Origin of the sequence: Staphylococcus sp. 191 (assembly GCF_011174885.1) — a bacterium.
In the GTDB taxonomy this organism is placed as follows: domain Bacteria; phylum Bacillota; class Bacilli; order Staphylococcales; family Staphylococcaceae; genus Staphylococcus; species Staphylococcus coagulans.
On the sequence record NZ_PNRJ01000008.1, the window covers coordinates 1 to 16,980 of the forward strand.

Below are 16,980 nucleotides of genomic sequence, written 5' to 3' on the forward strand. Positions count from 1 at the left end.
CGTCAATGTGTATAAGAGACAGTTCTATTACTTGGTACAGGCGTGGTAGGTATGGGCCATCACTATTACTGGCAGGGTGATCATTCCATTTGGTTAGCGTTAGGTTCTTGTTTCTCTGCCTTAGAAGTGGTGCCACTTTGTTTACTCATTTGGGAAGCATATACACATTATCGTTTATACAAAAAAAGTGATATGGCTTTTCCATATAAAGGTACATTCATTTTCTTAGCTTCTACAGGCTTATGGAATGCTATTGGTGCGGGGGCCCTAGGCTTTTTGATTAATACACCCGCAGTCAATTATTTTGAACATGGCACCCAATGGACAGCTGCACACGCACACGGCTCAATGGCAGGCGTCTATGGGATGTTTTCTATTGCTATTGCTTTATACGTTTTTAGAAACATCACTCAAAAAGCATTTTGGTCCCATAAAGTTGAGAAATGGATTAAAATTTCATGTTGGACATTAAATATTGGGTTAGCTGGAATGGTCTTATTTACCCTTCTTCCTATTGGCTATATCCAATTAAAAGATGCGCTTAATTATGGTTATTGGCATTCTAGACTCGCTACTTTTTATGAAAATCCACTTGTAGCTGGATTAATCTGGGGAAGAATGCCTTGGGATATCATATTTACTATCGGTGTTCTTATTTTAGTATCCATTTTTGTCAGAGGGTTCAAATACATTAAGCGTTAATTGTTCAATAGTGTGATTCATTGTTATATTTACTCATAAACGCATAGCTATTTGTGAAATATTCGTTTTTTCATATCTTTTCAAAATATATAGCAGGGATGACGAAATCAATTCTTTTTTCCCTTTGTCTATTTCTTTATTTGTCGATGTATTTTGCATTAAGATTTAGACTTTTAATTTATTTTCATTCAAAAATAGTTTGGTAATTTCTTTTTTAAATTTAAATACTTACCCATGCTTTTCATATTAAATGAATGGCGTCAATATCATATTATTCGGACGATGATTTATATTTTAAAATTGACTTAATTGCTTTACATAACTTATTAATATAAAACAAAGCAAGTATTTTGCTCAATTATTAAATAGTTATTAACTATTATTAAATATACTTACTAACGCAATATTTACCAAAATAATATGTTATATTGGTGTCAGAAAAATAAAGGAGTTGCATAATATGAAGAAATTATTAGTTTCAACTTTAGCAGTTGGTATTTTATCAACAGGTGCTTTTGCATTAAGTCACGAAGCAGACGCGAAAGTAACAGCACAAAATGGTATCATCTTACATGACGACTCAAAACTTTTAGAACATGAACTTTCTTACGTTGATATCTTAATTGATGACAATGCAAGTGCTGATTCAAAACAACGCGTGAAAGCTTATTTTGATAAACAAGGTTTACACAGTGTGAGCGACATTATTAAAAAAGCAAAAGCTGACGGGCTCGACACATCTAAATACGATCATTTAATCTAACATTTCTATATATCTAACGCTCGAGGTTAACAATCATTGCTATGTTTGCTAGCCCGGAGACTGTCCAAAACGTTTCAAACGTGTTGGGCAGTCTTTTTATTTTCCATTTCTTTATTTCATATGCGACTCTTCATAAATCATCTCAAACACTCATTGCCATCAGCACAACTCAATTGAACTATCTTTTTAATTTCTAACAATTGATTATTTTTTGTATAATTTTAACATTTCAATTTATAGCCATTGTTTTCATCCCAAAATAGGCATATAATAAAAGTGTAAATATTATAGAAGAAGGTGCTTAAGATGAAAGCAGCAGTTTGGTACGGACAAAAAGATGTACGTGTTGAGGAACGTGAACTTCGTCCATTGGGTAAAGACGAAGTAAGAGTTCAGGTCAATTGGGCAGGTATTTGTGGTACAGATCTCCATGAATATTTAGAGGGACCCATTTTTATTTCGACTGATCAACCCGATCCTTTTTTAGGACAAACTGCCCCAGTGACATTGGGACATGAATTTGCCGGCGTTATTTACGAATTAGGCTCAGATGTGAAAGACTTTGAACTTGGTGAACGCGTTGTCGTTAACCCTACTGTTTCAAAACACGAAAAAGAAGAAAACGTTGATTTATATGATGGCTACACTTTTGTTGGATTAGGGGCTGACGGTGGATTTGCAAGATATACAAATGTTCCTGCAGAAAACATTTATCGTTTACCTGACAATGTATCCGATGAAGAAGGTGCACTTGTTGAGCCGACAGCTGTCGCAGTACAAGCCGTTAAAGAAAGTGGTCTACTCTTTGGAGATACAGTTGCCATCATTGGTGCAGGACCTATCGGATTATTAAACATCATTGCAGCTAAAGCAGCAGGTGCAAGCCAAATCTTTGTCTTTGATTTATCCGAAGAACGTTTAGCCAAAGCGAAAGAATTAGGTGCAACGCACGCTGTTAATTCTGGTAAAGAAAATGTAGAAGCTTACGTTGCTGAACATACTGACAATGGTGTTGATGTGACATTTGAAGTTGCAGGTGTTGGACAAACCTTAAAAGATTCAATCAATATTACGCGTCCACGTGGAACAGTCGTTATCGTTTCTATTTTTGGCAAACCTGTAGAATGGCATCCGATGCAATTAACAAATTCCGGTGTTAAACTCACTTCTACTATTGCCTATACACCTACGACTTTCCAACAAACAATTGATCTTATGGCTGCAGGAAATTTAAATGTTAAAGGTGTCGTAACTGACCATATTCAACTTGTCGACATCGTTGAAAAAGGTTTTGAACAATTAGTCAATGACAAATCACAGGCTAAAATTTTGGTCAATATTGCGCAATCATAAGCGATAGAAAAATAATAAATGAATGAAAAAGCTAGAAGCGTGTCTATCACGTTTTTAGCTTTTTCTTTATTTATAGACTTTTACATGGTAAAAAGTGCCCACATTCTTTTTTTGAAGCATAAAACTTGCAAACGGACACCCGTCTCACTTACAATTAATCTCGTCTAAGACAAACAATGATACGTAAGGAAGGATACCCATGGTCAAGCGGAGTGACGCCGTTAAAAATGCGCAACTGATTATGCATACTGCACAAACACTCTTCAATAACGAAGAAGTTGAAAAAGTCAGTATGAAAAAAATAGCAGAAACAGCTCAAATTGGTACTGGCACACTTTATCGTCATTTTTCCGATAAATCAGAGATTTGTCATGCATTACTTGAACATCATATTGAAGCGATGTTCGAAAAAATTGAACAACAAAAGCAACATGTTACAGACCAACAAGAACTACTTCGCTTTATTTTTTTAACGTTAATTCAATTGATGGAAGATCACGTCGACTTACTCAAAGAAATAGAACGTAAAGACAAACAAAATCGTGTCATGATGCAAACACCTTTTTACTTAAAACTAAAAGCTGAAGTGGTGTCTTGTATTACGCAATTACAAATTGTAGCGGATCCTGATTTTCATGCCGACTTATTATTGAATTCATTTTCTGCAGATGTTTTTGAATATCAACATTACGTTAAAAAGATACCATCAGAACAATTTGTTGACCGCGTCTTGAAAATTTTTGTTCGTGGTGTTCAGTCTTAATCCATTAAACATTTTGAAGAATCATCATAAGTATCATAGAGGGGCAATTGTTTAATGCACCATAAGTTCAATTCAGGGATTCTAAACAACAACATGAAAAAGTACTCAGCACGGAAGTCTCCCCTTGATTTCCGTGTTCTTTTTATCGTATAGGGCATCAAATCTTAAATAGAAAAAGGAGAAACAATGATGAAAGAAAAACGTATGTCACCTTTATTCATCTTAATTATGGCAGGACTGTCTGCATTTGGTCCGCTTTCAATTGATATGTATTTACCTGCATTACCTGAAGTTAAATCGATGTTGAATACGACTACAGCACATGTGCAATTAACACTGACATTTTTTATGGTGGGCCTTGCTGTAGGGAATGTTGTACTGGGGACACTTTCCGACAGTACTGGACGTAAAAAACCTTTGATGGTGAGCTTAATCATTTATATTTTATCTTCTATGGCGATTGCACTAACACCCAATATTACAGTGCTTATCATTTTCCGCTTTATTCAAGGCGTCTCTGGAGGCGCAGGGATTGTTTTAGCAAGAGCGATCGCGACTGATTTATATAAAGGAAAAGTACTAACACAATTTTTAGCTATGCTCATGCTTGTCAATGGAGCTGCACCCGTTTTAGCACCGATGTTTGGTGGCGCTATTCTAAGCTTTGGTAATTTTCGTACTCTTTTTTGGATACTCGCGACCTTGACCCTTTTCATGTTGATAGGGGCACACTTTAAAATTGATGAAACCTTACCACCTGAGTTACGTCGACAAGGTAATTTCAAAAGTGTCATCACTGACTTTAAAATACTGTTAACACGGCGTTCTTTCGTTGTTCCAATGTTAATCCAAGGTTTTACGTTTGCGATGTTTTTCGGTTATTTAGCAGCTTCTCCATTTATTATGCAAAATATCTATCATCTCACTGCACAGCAGTATAGCTACATTTTTGCACTAACAGGCATTGGGTTAATTGGAACCGCACAGTTAACAAGCCGTCTCGTTGAACATATCAATCAGCACACAATGTTTCGCATTTATTCAATGATTCAATTGATTGGAACTGGTATTGCGATTGTTGCACTTCTTAATCATCTCAGCCTATGGATTCTGTTACCGTCATTTTTACTTATTGTGGCACCAGTCGCAGGCATTGGTACTTTAGGTTTTGCGATTGCGATGGAAGGCCAACAAAAAGGGATTGGAAGTGCATCCAGTTTAGTCGGTCTCATGCAATATTTTATCGGTGCAATTGCCACACCGCTTGTCGGCTTACAAGGTGAACATAGCTTTATCCCTTATATCATCGTGATCACAATTACAATGGGCTTAATCGTAATATTTCAGCTATATCAGTTTTTTATAGTAGAAAGAAAATACACAACATCTCAATCATAAAAAAGAAGCGCTAAGACGATTTTCTATTCATAATCATCTTAGCGCTATTTATTTTAAGATTGAATTCCAACTTCACATTTATGCTAAATATGTTTTTCGCTTACTACAGTCATTTGTTGTCGATTGTGATCGCCACTTTCAACTTCATCTACAATTGCAAGCGCCATATGAGGGTAGCTTAAATAACTTTCACCATCTGAATTATATAACATGACGTCCCCACCGATACGATATCGACCTGTACGTGGTCCTTCTGGATCATAAAATGCTGATGGACTCACAAATGTCCAATTTAAATCCGAAGTTGCTTGTAAATCTTCTAAATTTTTAGCTTGTCCTATTGCAATTTCATATGCAAAATCTGGAACAGTGCCTGCTGAAAAGCCATTTTGCTTGCGTGAGGCATCTACATATAAACTTCCTGCGCCACCTAATACGACTAAACGCGTTTCTGTTCCGCTCAAAGCTTCAATCAATACACGTCCTGCATCAATATGGGGCTGAGTTTGTCCAATCGGTGTGCCAAAAGCATTCACCACAACATCAAAAACAGATAGATCCTCAGTCGTCAAATCAAAAATATCCTTCTCAACCACTTTGGTTTTGGATTCTTCTAACTTTGATGCATTCCTAACGATTGCCGTAACGTCTAACCCTCTTTTCAACGCTTCTTCTGTAATCAAGCGACCTGACTTTCCTGTTGCACCAATAATTCCAACCTTCATTTCGAAGACCCCCTTATTTCTTATTACACTTTGAATCGTGTCCATTATAGAGCCAGATTGTAAAAAAATGCAAACATTGTTGGTTCACATTTAAATCCCCTTTTGAATAAGCACATTTCACTGACGAATTGTAGGTATAGCATTCAAATTCAACGCCTAACAAAAGTTTATATTTAAATTAAAACACCATCATATCAGGCTTGAAACAGAACTTTTTGATGAACAGCCAAAAAAATATTACGAATTCGAGATTTTATTATTGATATATATTTTATACCTGTTATAATAAGACTATGAATTCGATAAAGAAAGGGAAGTATTAAATATGACTAAATTACTTTACATTACAGCACATCCATTAAATGAACTTGTATCATCATCTATGGCAGCAGGGAAAGCTTTCAAAGAAGCTTACGAACAAGCACGCCCTGAAGATGAAGTGGTACACATTGACTTATTTAAAGAAGATATTCCTCAAATCGATGCAGATGTTTTCTCTGGTTGGGGTAAATTACAAAATGGCGAACAATTAACTGAAGACGAAAGTCGTAAAGTAAATCGCTTAAATGACATTGTAGAAACATTTATCAATGCAGATAAATATGTTTTTGTTTCTCCAATGTGGAACTTGTCTATTCCACCTGTACTTAAAGCATATTTAGACGCCGTTTCTGTTGCAGGTAAAACATTCAAATACACTTCAGAAGGTCCAGTTGGTTTATTAACTGACAAAAAAGCATTACACATTCAAGCACGTGGTGGCTACTATTCTGAAGGTCCTGGTGCAGAATTAGAACTTGGTGATCGCTATGTAAGAACAATGATGGGATTCTATGGCGTACCTTCTTATGAAACAGTGATCATCGAAGGTCATAACGCTGAACCAGAACGTAGTGAAGAAATCAAAAACGCTGCAATTCAAAAAGCAGAAGAAGTTGCTCAAACATTCTAATTTAGTATGAAATGACCTGATTTACCTCACCCTTTTAGCTCGAAATCTTTCGGCTAAAAGGGATTTTTATGATGATTTAAAACATAAAATTTTTAATAATTGATTCAGCATCCCTTTTTGAAAATAACATATTTCTTAACTTTTCATTAAACACCACTCAAATAAATGAATTCTTATATATACTTGTGTCATATTGCAAACAAGAGGATAGAATGTTATTAATTTAGTTATTTTAAAAACTCTCATAGTTATACCATTCTTTTTATACTTAAACCTATACCACTTCAATATTTAATAGCATCACTATTCCCATAACATTGTAAGTTAATATAAAGGAGTTATGAAAAATGAAAATGAAATATTTACTCGGTTCAACAGCTTTATTATCAACGTTAGTGCTTGCAGGGCAACCTAGTTCAGCAGAAGCATCAACAACAGATGCTTCATCACAAAACAATCAAGCGGCACATGTCATCGATCCAGGTTTTGTTCAACCGACAAATGATGAGTTAAAAGAAGGCTATTTAGCTGAAAACGATCACGGCTTTGTTCAACCTACAAATGATGAACTATATCAAGACTACACACCTGAAAATGATTTCGGTTTCGTTCAACCGACGAATGATGAGTTAAAAGAAGGCTATTTAGCTGAAAACGATCACGGCTTTGTTCAACCTACAAATGACGAACTATACCAAGCCTATACACCTGAAAATGATCATGGGTTTGTACAACCTACAAATGATGAGTTGAAAAAAGGCTACTTAGCTGAAAATGACCACGGCTTCGTTCAACCGACTCAATACAGTGCTAACAAAGATTACACACCTGAAAATGATCACGGTTTCGTTCAACCGACGAAAGATGAATTGAAAAAAGGCTACTTAGCTGAAAATGACCACGGCTTTGTTCAACCTACAAATGATGAGTTATACCAAGCCTATACACCTGAAAATGATCATGGCTTCGTTCAACCGACGAATGATGAGTTGAAAAAAGGTTATTTAGCTGAAAATGACCACGGCTTTGTTCAACCAACTAAAGACGAAATGAAGAAAGACTACTCTCCAGCAAACGACCGTGGATTCGTTCAACCGACTAAAGCAGACATGGCTATGGGTATGAACAAATCTCAAGGACAAAAAGTATTACCAGCAACAGGTGAAACGACTTCTGCTACACCTGCAATCATTGGCGGCGTTTTATTCGCTTTAGGTAGCGGTTTACTTCTTCTTAAACGTCGTGCGACTAAATAAGAATAAAGTATAATAAAATAAGCTAAAAAGATGCGCTATAAGTATGAACCTTTCTACTTACGCGCATCTTTTATTTTCATCCTATATTTTTTAAAATATACTTAAAGTAACTTTATTTTTGCCTTATGATATCATCCAAATCATTCAGGTACAATGGGAAATAATTATCTAATGAAGGAGATTAAAATGAAAAAACTCGCTTTCCTATTTATTATTTCTTATATGATTTTTGTTTATACCGTGCTCTTTGTTCTTTTACCAGCACTCCATATTACTGCTCATTGGCAAACACAAGGTGTCACAGTATTACTCTTTCTTTTAGGCCTATTTTTAGGTATGAGAGTAAGACGTCGATTTTTAGAATAATAAGGTGTATCAGTATCAATAGTGACACAGTGATATAGATTGTATGATTCAATTTGAAACTGAAAAGTGCCTTTAAGAAAATCAAGAACAACGGCTATCTATTCCGCTTCCTATTTTTCCTTTGAGCAATCCATTGTCGTAATTTGTTTTGGCTGCTGTTCTAAAAAAGTGACATAGTGTTCAAGGTGAATATGGTCATCCACAAAAATAATACGTCCACCTTGACGCGTCCCTGCTGCCTTGATTTGATGAATACGATGATAGCCTGTTCCACGTGTTGCAAAATATCCCGTTGTATAGTTCAAATCATCGGACACGCAGAGCTCCCCTTTTACAAAGGGCGAAGCAGTCGTACAACTGGCAATAGCCAGTGCATCTTTGACGCGAGCTGTGTAGGTTTGAGATGTTTGGTCATCAAAGCAAAATTGTGTGACACGTATACCTCTGTCACCACTTCTATCTAATCGTTCACCCGTTTTAGCACTTAAAATCAAAGCCCCCGAATATTGAATCGAATTAAAAATATATGCCATCCCTTTGTTTAACGCCTCTTGTGTAATATCATTTTCATTGCATAATTGCGCAACCTTATCGTCCGGACGATCGATGATTGGTAGTGCCGGTAAACGCAGTAACGGTTGAGTCACTTTTTCAATTTTTAAATTCAAAAAATCTGCTTCTCCATTTTCATGATGAAACCCCTTTTCAAAAAATGCTTGAATCACATCAACAATCTGCTCTTTTTCACAAATCGTTTCTGCACCGCTTGTATGTTGCTCATTTTGATTCGCTCTCATTTTTACACTGTACATGCTCGGCCTCCTTCACTGAATTTCTTCCATGACTTCAAAAAGTCGCTCAATGTCATGTTTATGATGCAACCAAGAAAGTGAAATGCGTAAAATTGGATGTTGGACTGTTGGATATCGAAAGAGGCTTAATAATATGCCCTGTGTGCTCAATTGTTCTTGTGCCTTTACAGCCTTTGTATTATCAGTAAATGTAATTTGTTTAATTGGAGACAAAGCCATCTCTGGATAGCACTTTTGCGTATATTCAGCATATAATTCATTAAAACTTTGACTTAACTGTTGTAGCTTTTGACTTCGCTCTGTATCTTTCAACATCATGCTTAGATTGTTTTGAATGCGATATAAATTAAAGAGTGGCAGTGCACTTGAATAGATGAGTGCCCGTGCGGTGTTAATCAATACTGTTTTAAACAATGCGGAACATAATATCGCGCCTCCATGTGCACCTACTGCTTTCGATAAGCTGGTCGTTAAAATATCAATATCTTCATAATATGGATGTAACCTTAATCCAAATGCATGGGCGTCATCTACAAAAAGCCATGTATTCGGATAGTGCTTTTTTAGTTGAACAAGCTGTTGTAAATCCGCAAGTCCACCGTTCGTTGAAAACACACTGTCTGTCACAATGATTTTAGTCTTTGATTTTGGATATTGTGCCAACAAATTTTCCAAATGTTGCACATCTCGATGTCGATAGATTTCTTTGTCAATACGACTTAAGCGAATACCATCAATCAAACTCGCATGATTCTTTGCATCAGAAAAGACAACAACAGATTCATCTTGAAAAGCTTGAAATACAGCTAAATTGGCATCATAACCACTATTCGTTATGAGCGCTGCTTCAAAACCAAAATGTTGGCACATTGTCGTTTCGATTGCTTCATATATTTCAGCGTTGCCACTTACCCACCTTGAACTCGCCAAATTTTCAAAGGCAGCTAAATGTTCTTCATCTGTGACATTTAGAGAAAACGGCGCTTGACCTAAACCTAAATAATCATTCGAAGTAAAATTAAGTAACTTTTGTCCGTCCATTGTCAGCCATTTTCCTTCTAACCGTTCAACGGGTTTGAGTTCTCTAAAATGACCTTGGGCCTTAATTTTGGCTAGCTTATGTTCTAAGTTCATCGAGAGGCGCCTCCCACCGATTCAACACGGTACTGATTTAAAAGCACTTTTTTAAAAATACGCACCATTTTTTTAATTTCCTTGTTCGACATACTCAAAACGGGCACAAATGTAATGACATTTTCTAAATTTCGAATCATAAGCCCTTCTTGTTTACACTGATTAATAATGGCTTCCACACTTTCTATTGCTAACGGCGTCTTTTGTTCTTTATTTGCGACGAGCTCTACACCATACATCAAACCTCTACCTCGAATATCCCCTACATAAGGATGAGTGGATAGCGTATGTAATTGTTGTGCAAGCGTTTGTGATGTTTTTTGAATTTGCGATATAAGATGACGTTTTTTAAATAATTTAATATTTTCTAATGCTACGGCACATACGACTTGGTTTCCTGTATACGTATGACCGTGAAAAAATGTCTTTTCGGCATGCGTATGACTTAAAAAGGCATCATATATTTCTTGTGACGTTAACGTTGCAGCAAGCGGAACATAGCCTCCTGTGATGGCTTTGCCTAAGCACATCAAATCAGGTTGCACATCTTCATGCTCACATGCAAACATCTTACCAGTACGACCAAAACCAACTGCCACTTCGTCAACAATCAGTAACACGTTATACTTTCTACATAATTGTTCCACAGCTTTCAAAAAGCCTTTAGGATGTACAAACAAACCTGTTGCGCCTTGAATTAATGGCTCAATAACAAACCCTACAATTTCATCACCGCGCGTTTGTAATAGCTTTTCAATTTGGTCGAGTATGTGCGCTATCATCTCTTCTTCTGATTCAGCATCACTGTGATAATAAGAAGGGCATGGCACTTGGATATTTTCAAAGATTAAGTCATTAAAAATGCGATGAAATGTATCGATTCCACCGACACTCACCGACCCAATTGTATCGCCATGATAAGCTTGATGTAAGGTCAAAAATTTATTTTTCTTCGCATACTTTTCAGGGTCTTTATTTTTCCAATATTGATATGCAATTTTAATGGCGATTTCAACAGCTGCACTCCCTGTGTCTGAATAGAACACTTTTTTCAACCGTTCAGGTGTGATTTGAACTAACTTTTCCGCAAGCTTGATGGAAGGAATATTTGATGAACCTAAAAGGGTTGAATGCGCAATGGACTTTAACTGCTTTTGAATTGCGCGATTTAACTGCTGATCTTGATGGCCATGTACATTAACCCATAGAGAGGCATAGCCATCTAAATAACGCCGTCCTTTCGTATCATATAAATAACTCCCTTTGCCGCTTTCGATAATTATTGGTTCTTTTTCAGCATACACCCCCATTTGCGTAAAAGGGTGCCATACGTACTCTAAATCTTTTTGAACTAATGCCTTATGTTTCATCATTAACCGCTCCTTTAATTTTTGATAAGAAAGATTCTGAGAAGTCTAATGCCGTCCCATTTTCTGGGAACACTTCGAGAGATTGACCTGTTAATTTTTCTATCGTTTCAAGATTATCTTGTTCTAATGGACGATGTTGATAACGATTGAGCATGAATAGCGTCGGTGGTAAGGTCATCGAATGGATAAAATGATGATGAACGACAGCATCACTAATAGCTCCTAATTGCGCAGGTAAAATCGTCAGAACTAAATCTGCTGTTTCACGAATCAAGTCGGTCGTCATATAAAATTCAGTTTCTCCTTCATATATCGGAACAGCAATGCCACCTGCGCCTTCAATAATAACAATATCAAACTGTGCGTCTAATGTTTGGATACGATCAATAACGGATTGAAGATCAAAATGCTGTTGCGGCTCGCGTTTAAAAGCTAAATGTGGAGAAACCGGATCTTTAAATGTATAAAGTGACGTTCTTTCATAACTCAAACCACAGTCCCTTTTGTAGCTTTCTAAGTCGGGATAAGTGCCATCAGCTAACACCTCTGTCTGAAAAGGCTTGAAAATTGTCGTACGCCACCCCTGTTGTTGTAAAAAATGAAATAAATGCTTTGTCACATATGTTTTTCCAATATCTGTGGCCGTTCCAGTCACAAAAAGTTTCAAATTCATTCACCTCTTTAAAAAAATCTTTACAAACCATATCTTAATCATTCCACTTTTAATTGTAAACTTATTATATATTCAAGTTTACAATTAAGCGTTAATCATTTTTGAAAGATATAAAAAAAGACGAGACAGAAATCGATTTGATTTCATTGTCCCGCCTATGTGATGTGCAAACTGAACAGCATCTGCACAGCCACTTGAAAAAGGCTATTCTATTGTTTTACGTCATGACGTCTATGTAGACGACTCTATTTGAGCTACTGTGACTTTCATATATTCCACTCATAATTTAAAAGAAAAATGTAACGAAAATGTAAGCACTCAATCCAACGAGTGCGCAATAAAGGAGTGCAGGTCCTAAAGTTTTACGAATGACGCCACCTTCTTTACCTGCCATGTTGACAACCGCACATACGGCCACAACGTTATGAACACAGAGCATATTCCCTGCTGCACCACCAATGACTTGCGCGGCTAAAACGGTATAGAGATCTGCACCAATCGTATGCGCAATATTTGCTTGAACTGGCGCAAAGGTAAGTGTCGAAACTGTTGCACTTCCTGTGATGAATGAACCCAGTGCGCCTAAAAACGGAGCAACAAAGAGCCACATATCACCAAATGTATGCGCCATACCATTTGCTATGTATTCCGGCATACTAATCAATTCTTTCGTATTTAAGCCTGAGTTACTAAAGACGTGGACCATCGCCAAAGTTGCGACAAGTGTAACACCTGTTGTGCGAATCGTTTTGGCAGAATCTTTACACGCCTTCCCTAAGTTTTTAAATGATTTACGTTGAATAATCACCGCAAAGATTGCAGCTATAAATAAAATGGTCCCTGGTGAATACAATAATTGCCAACTAGACGAGATCGTATCATAACCTAAAATATGGTTCCATGATAAATCGAGCGTCTTCGTTGTAAAAGCTTTAATTGGTTCTACGATACGTGTTAAGAGTAATAAAGCGACCACAATTAAGTACGGTGACCATGCTGAAAACAAATTCATTTCATGTGGTTTAGATAAATCCGCTTCGATATGATCCTCCACTAATGCGTCTTTCCATTCATTTTTAGGTACGAACCAACCTTTTTTAGTCAAAAGTACTGCGACAACTAAAGCAGTTAATGAACCTAAAATCGATACAAATTCTGGACCGATTAAAGTTGCATATCCCCATGCAGAAACAGCATAAGCCACCCCTACAATTAACGTCCAAGGTACCATTTCTAAAATCGCCTTTAACTTATGAGATTGACCAAAAAAGATAACCATTGTCGCTACAATCATCAATGGAATAAAGACACCACTTAATAAATCGATAAGTGTAATGTGAATCGCAGTTTGTGAAAACAATGTATCATCCGCATTTTTAAGTGTACTTAAACCGACTAATATTGGCGTCCCTACAGCACCAAATGAAACGGAAATACTATCCGCAATCAATGCCGTTGTGACACTGACAATAGGTCTAAAGCCTAAAGCCACCATTAACGGTGCCGTCACCATTGCAGGTGTCCCAAATCCTGATGCTCCTTCAATGAGTGAACCAAATAAAAAAGCAACGATAATCACTTGAATGCGCATATCACTTGAGATACTTTGAAAACTCGCATTAATACGTGCGACAGCGTTTGTTTCTCTTAATGTATTTAATAAAGTTAATGCACCGAATAAAATTAATATAATCGTTAATGTTTTATGTGTCCCTTGTAATAGCGAAGCACCAATGACACCTGCATCGATTCCCCACACAAAGAACCCTAATACAGTGACAACTATGGCACTAATCGTCATCCCCACAAGTGCAGACATACGTAATAATACCAAACATATAAATGGCGCAATGACAGCACTTAACGCCACAATCATTAATAAGGTATTCATTTTTGGATCCCCCTCATATCTCTTTCTCCTTAATTAGACATCTAATGACTAGATGACTATATCGATAGAATTGTAAGCGTTTTTATACTATATTGCAAACAAATTTTTAAGCTTAAATAAAAGCATTGTTCACTCATTTTACTTTTTTACTATTTTAAATAAACTTTTAATTCATTTTTTCACAAATACATCTTTTAAAAACCACTTGTTAGCAATCCGTATTGACGCTTCTTTTTGGAATATTACATTCATTCCTAATATTTTTAACTGTGTCCAACCTTATTTCTCTGCACTATATTTAGGATATCGCATTGGAGCGCCCGTTTTTATCTGACGTTTTATCTCATCTCACTGTGATAACTGGCGGCTCTTTTCACTCATCCATGATCAACGGATTACTTTTCTACACTAATATTTAGCGCGCTGAAAAAAATTTAAAAATTAGACAAATTTTTAATCCTATGCGGGCTGATTTGTTTTTCAATTCAGCAAATCGTCATCGAAATCGAGCATCCATATTGTAGAGCGGGAATTCCCCATAAATAGAGCTTGATTGAATAGAGATTAATTGATTTTATAATTAAAATATGCATTAAATTATATTTAAGCTTATACAATTAAAAGTTGAAAATTTTCTGAAAATATGACAGAATGAAGGCAAATCTATGAAGAGGTGATTCCATAATGAAAGCACTTGTATATCGTGGACCCGGCCAAAAGGAATGGATTGAAGTCGAAAAGCCTACATTGCAGAAGCCAACGGATGTGATTGTTAAAATTTTAAAAACAACGATTTGTGGAACAGATTTACACATTTTAAAAGGTGACGTCCCAGCGGTGACTGATGGTCGTATTTTAGGCCATGAAGGTGTCGGCGTTGTGGAAGAAGTAGGTACCTCTGTGACACAATTTAAAAAAGGAGATAAAGTCATTATTTCAGCAGTTACTGCATGTGGTTCTTGTTACTATTGTAAAAAGCAACTTTATGCACACTGTGAAGATGGCGGTTGGATTTTAGGCCACATGATTGACGGCACACAAGCAGAATATGTTCGTATTCCACATGCCGATAATAGTTTACATCGCGTACCAGATGGTGTAAGTGAAGAAGCTTTAGTCATGTTAAGTGACATTTTGCCAACAAGTTTTGAAATTGGCACTTTAAGCGCTGAAGTCAACCCAGGTGACACGGTTGCTATCGTCGGTGCAGGTCCGATTGGTTTATCAGCCGTTCTGACAGCTCAATTTTATTCTCCAGCAGAAATCATTATGATTGATCTAGATGACAATCGTCTGCAAGCTGCCAAAGATTTAGGTGCAACACAATTGATCAACAGCACAACAGAAAATGTGATGGAAAAAATCAAAGCGGTAACTGAAGGCCGCGGCGTCGATGTCGCAATGGAAGCAGTAGGAATTCCAGCCACATTTGAGCTTTGCCAAGAGATTATTAGTCCAGGCGGTCGCATCGCTAACATTGGCGTACATGGTACAAAAGTCGACCTCCACCTAGAAGAGCTGTGGATTAAAAATATTTCTATTACTACAGGTCTTGTCAGTGGCTATTCAACACCTTTATTATTAAAAACTGTAGAGTCAGGTAAAGTCCAACCTGAAAAACTCATCACACATCGCTTTAAACTCGATGAAATGTTGAAGGCTTATGATGTATTCAGCAATGCTGCCAAAGAAGGCACATTAAAGGTCATCCTCTCTAGTCATTAAGCTATTACATCACAGATTAAACTTTTATTGAATCATTTAACAGTAAGCACTTTTTAGGGCTAGGATACGTTGGCATCCTAGCCCTATTTATCATACTATTTTAGAGTGACTTCAGTGTTCGGTCAGTCCCCCGGCACACTTCCCGCTATTCACGATAAAAGCGACTCACCTTCCATAAATAACCAAAAGCATTATATCCAAAAAGGATGATCAAAGCAATGATGCCTGGTGCTTGATTATAATTTCCAACAATTGAAATCCACACTAACACTAAGATACCGAGAAGCAGTAAAGAGATATTAAAGTGATACACTTTAAACATCGATACAATCGCAATGTGACGCTCACCTTCATCCATTATCTGCATACTTTTTTCAACATAATTTGCTTCCCCTAACTTCGGCATTCTAGCGTCAAAACGATGTTGAAACACCCCGACCATCACCGCTGACACCGATACAAGTAAAAACGGAATCATGCCTATAAGTAAACCTTCACTATCAGCACCTCCAATTACTAAAAGTAATAAACTGATAAAACTTAATACATATTGTCCATAAACAATGACTGATGCAGTGAGAAACTTAATGTTTGCTTTTCTTTCTATCTGGTCGGTTTGGTCCCCACCCATTTGACTAGAAAATTGGTTTTTATAGCGTATCGCTTCATGTTGTACTTTGGCCTGAATAAGCGTCAATAGCAAAATAAGTGCTGAAAAAATGAGAGTCATCCATATGATAAAGGAAGTCGTTGCGAATTGATTGGCATTCATCCACCCTTTTAAATCAATCCAGTCACTTGATACTCCAATTATCCCACCTATAACGGCTCCTAAAAGGATTAATAATATATATCGTTTCACTTTCATCATTCTTCCTCCTCGATAATAAATACATCTTCGACACGTTCTTTAATTACACGGCAGATTTTAACTGCTGTCAAAATCGAGGGTGTAAATTCGTTCCGCTCTATTAAAGAAACGGTTTGTCTTGAGATACCTGCCTGTTTCGCTAATTGTGTTTGGTTATAGCCCTCTCTTGCTCTTAATGCTTTTAATCTATTGCTCATCGTCACATGCTTCTTTTTAATATACATTA

The 16,980-nt window shown here is 36.7% G+C and carries 16 protein-coding genes and 1 pseudogene; 9 read left to right on the forward strand and 8 right to left on the reverse strand.

Annotated elements, in window-relative coordinates; all coding sequences use genetic code 11:
* Window positions 1-15 precede the first annotated feature (15 nt).
* The 5 genes and pseudogenes from C1H58_RS07120 to C1H58_RS07140 form a co-directional block, all read left to right on the forward strand.
* Window positions 16-702, forward strand: a pseudogene (locus C1H58_RS07120) (cbb3-type cytochrome c oxidase subunit I); the annotation flags it as partial.
* 460 nt (window positions 703-1,162) lie between these two features.
* On the forward strand, window positions 1,163-1,465 hold the full coding sequence (spn, locus tag C1H58_RS07125; RefSeq protein WP_060829288.1) for an SPIN family peroxidase inhibitor: 303 nt from the start codon (window positions 1,163-1,165) through the stop codon (window positions 1,463-1,465).
* Window positions 1,466-1,771: 306 nt separating this feature from the next.
* Window positions 1,772-2,818, forward strand: a complete 1,047-nt coding sequence (locus C1H58_RS07130; RefSeq protein ID WP_165545775.1) for a 2,3-butanediol dehydrogenase — start codon at window positions 1,772-1,774, stop codon at window positions 2,816-2,818.
* 199 nt (window positions 2,819-3,017) lie between these two features.
* Entirely contained in the window at window positions 3,018-3,581 is a 564-nt protein-coding gene (locus C1H58_RS07135) for a TetR/AcrR family transcriptional regulator (protein ID WP_182280746.1), read from the forward strand.
* Window positions 3,582-3,770: 189 nt separating this feature from the next.
* Window positions 3,771-4,979 (forward strand): putative multidrug effflux MFS transporter TcaB, encoded by a 1,209-nt coding sequence (locus tag C1H58_RS07140; RefSeq protein ID WP_165545776.1) that lies wholly within the window; start codon window positions 3,771-3,773, stop codon window positions 4,977-4,979.
* 83 nt (window positions 4,980-5,062) lie between these two features.
* Here C1H58_RS07140 and C1H58_RS07145 read toward each other — a convergent pair whose 3' ends face one another.
* Window positions 5,063-5,704, reverse strand: coding sequence for an NAD(P)-dependent oxidoreductase (locus C1H58_RS07145; protein ID WP_165545777.1), 642 nt, complete (start codon window positions 5,702-5,704; stop codon window positions 5,063-5,065).
* A gap of 325 nt (window positions 5,705-6,029) precedes the next feature.
* Between C1H58_RS07145 and C1H58_RS07150 the strand changes: the two genes are divergently transcribed.
* From C1H58_RS07150 to C1H58_RS07160, 3 genes are all read left to right on the forward strand, one after another.
* A complete protein-coding gene (locus tag C1H58_RS07150; protein ID WP_165545778.1) occupies window positions 6,030-6,656 on the forward strand; it encodes an FMN-dependent NADH-azoreductase in 627 nt (208 codons plus the stop codon).
* A 347-nt stretch (window positions 6,657-7,003) separates the two neighbouring features.
* On the forward strand, window positions 7,004-7,912 hold the full coding sequence (locus C1H58_RS07155; RefSeq protein WP_165545779.1) for an LPXTG cell wall anchor domain-containing protein: 909 nt from the start codon (window positions 7,004-7,006) through the stop codon (window positions 7,910-7,912).
* A gap of 186 nt (window positions 7,913-8,098) precedes the next feature.
* Window positions 8,099-8,278 carry a hypothetical protein gene (locus C1H58_RS07160; RefSeq protein ID WP_165545780.1) on the forward strand — a complete coding sequence of 60 codons (180 nt, stop codon included), beginning with the start codon at window positions 8,099-8,101 and terminating at the stop codon, window positions 8,276-8,278.
* 110 nt (window positions 8,279-8,388) lie between these two features.
* Here the strand turns inward: C1H58_RS07160 and C1H58_RS07165 are convergent, their stop codons facing one another.
* The 5 genes from C1H58_RS07165 to C1H58_RS07185 all read right to left on the reverse strand — a co-directional run bounded on the left by C1H58_RS07165 (window position 8,389) and on the right by C1H58_RS07185 (window position 14,158).
* Window positions 8,389-9,090, reverse strand: a complete 702-nt coding sequence (locus C1H58_RS07165; RefSeq protein ID WP_165545781.1) for a 6-carboxyhexanoate--CoA ligase — start codon at window positions 9,088-9,090, stop codon at window positions 8,389-8,391.
* A gap of 12 nt (window positions 9,091-9,102) precedes the next feature.
* Window positions 9,103-10,224: an aminotransferase class I/II-fold pyridoxal phosphate-dependent enzyme gene (locus tag C1H58_RS07170; protein ID WP_165545782.1), complete on the reverse strand. Its 1,122-nt coding sequence runs from the start codon at window positions 10,222-10,224 to the stop codon at window positions 9,103-9,105.
* Window positions 10,221-11,594: an adenosylmethionine--8-amino-7-oxononanoate transaminase gene (bioA, locus tag C1H58_RS07175; RefSeq protein ID WP_165545783.1), complete on the reverse strand. Its 1,374-nt coding sequence runs from the start codon at window positions 11,592-11,594 to the stop codon at window positions 10,221-10,223. Before bioA ends, C1H58_RS07170 begins: the two co-directional genes overlap by 4 nt.
* A complete protein-coding gene (gene bioD / locus C1H58_RS07180) occupies window positions 11,584-12,261 on the reverse strand; it encodes a dethiobiotin synthase (RefSeq protein WP_165545784.1) in 678 nt (225 codons plus the stop codon). The genes bioA and bioD overlap by 11 nt, the downstream gene beginning before the upstream one ends.
* Before the next feature lie 292 nt (window positions 12,262-12,553).
* Entirely contained in the window at window positions 12,554-14,158 is a 1,605-nt protein-coding gene (locus C1H58_RS07185; RefSeq protein ID WP_165545785.1) for an L-lactate permease, read from the reverse strand.
* 684 nt (window positions 14,159-14,842) lie between these two features.
* On the opposite strand from C1H58_RS07185, the gene C1H58_RS07190 reads away from it, so the two are divergent.
* Window positions 14,843-15,883, forward strand: a complete 1,041-nt coding sequence (locus C1H58_RS07190) for a zinc-dependent alcohol dehydrogenase family protein (RefSeq protein WP_165545786.1) — start codon at window positions 14,843-14,845, stop codon at window positions 15,881-15,883.
* A 145-nt stretch (window positions 15,884-16,028) separates the two neighbouring features.
* Here C1H58_RS07190 and C1H58_RS07195 read toward each other — a convergent pair whose 3' ends face one another.
* Window positions 16,029-16,751 (reverse strand): DUF3169 family protein, encoded by a 723-nt coding sequence (locus C1H58_RS07195; protein WP_165545787.1) that lies wholly within the window; start codon window positions 16,749-16,751, stop codon window positions 16,029-16,031.
* A complete protein-coding gene (locus tag C1H58_RS07200; protein WP_165545788.1) occupies window positions 16,751-16,951 on the reverse strand; it encodes a helix-turn-helix transcriptional regulator in 201 nt (66 codons plus the stop codon). Before C1H58_RS07200 ends, C1H58_RS07195 begins: the two co-directional genes overlap by 1 nt.
* Window positions 16,952-16,980 lie beyond the last annotated feature (29 nt).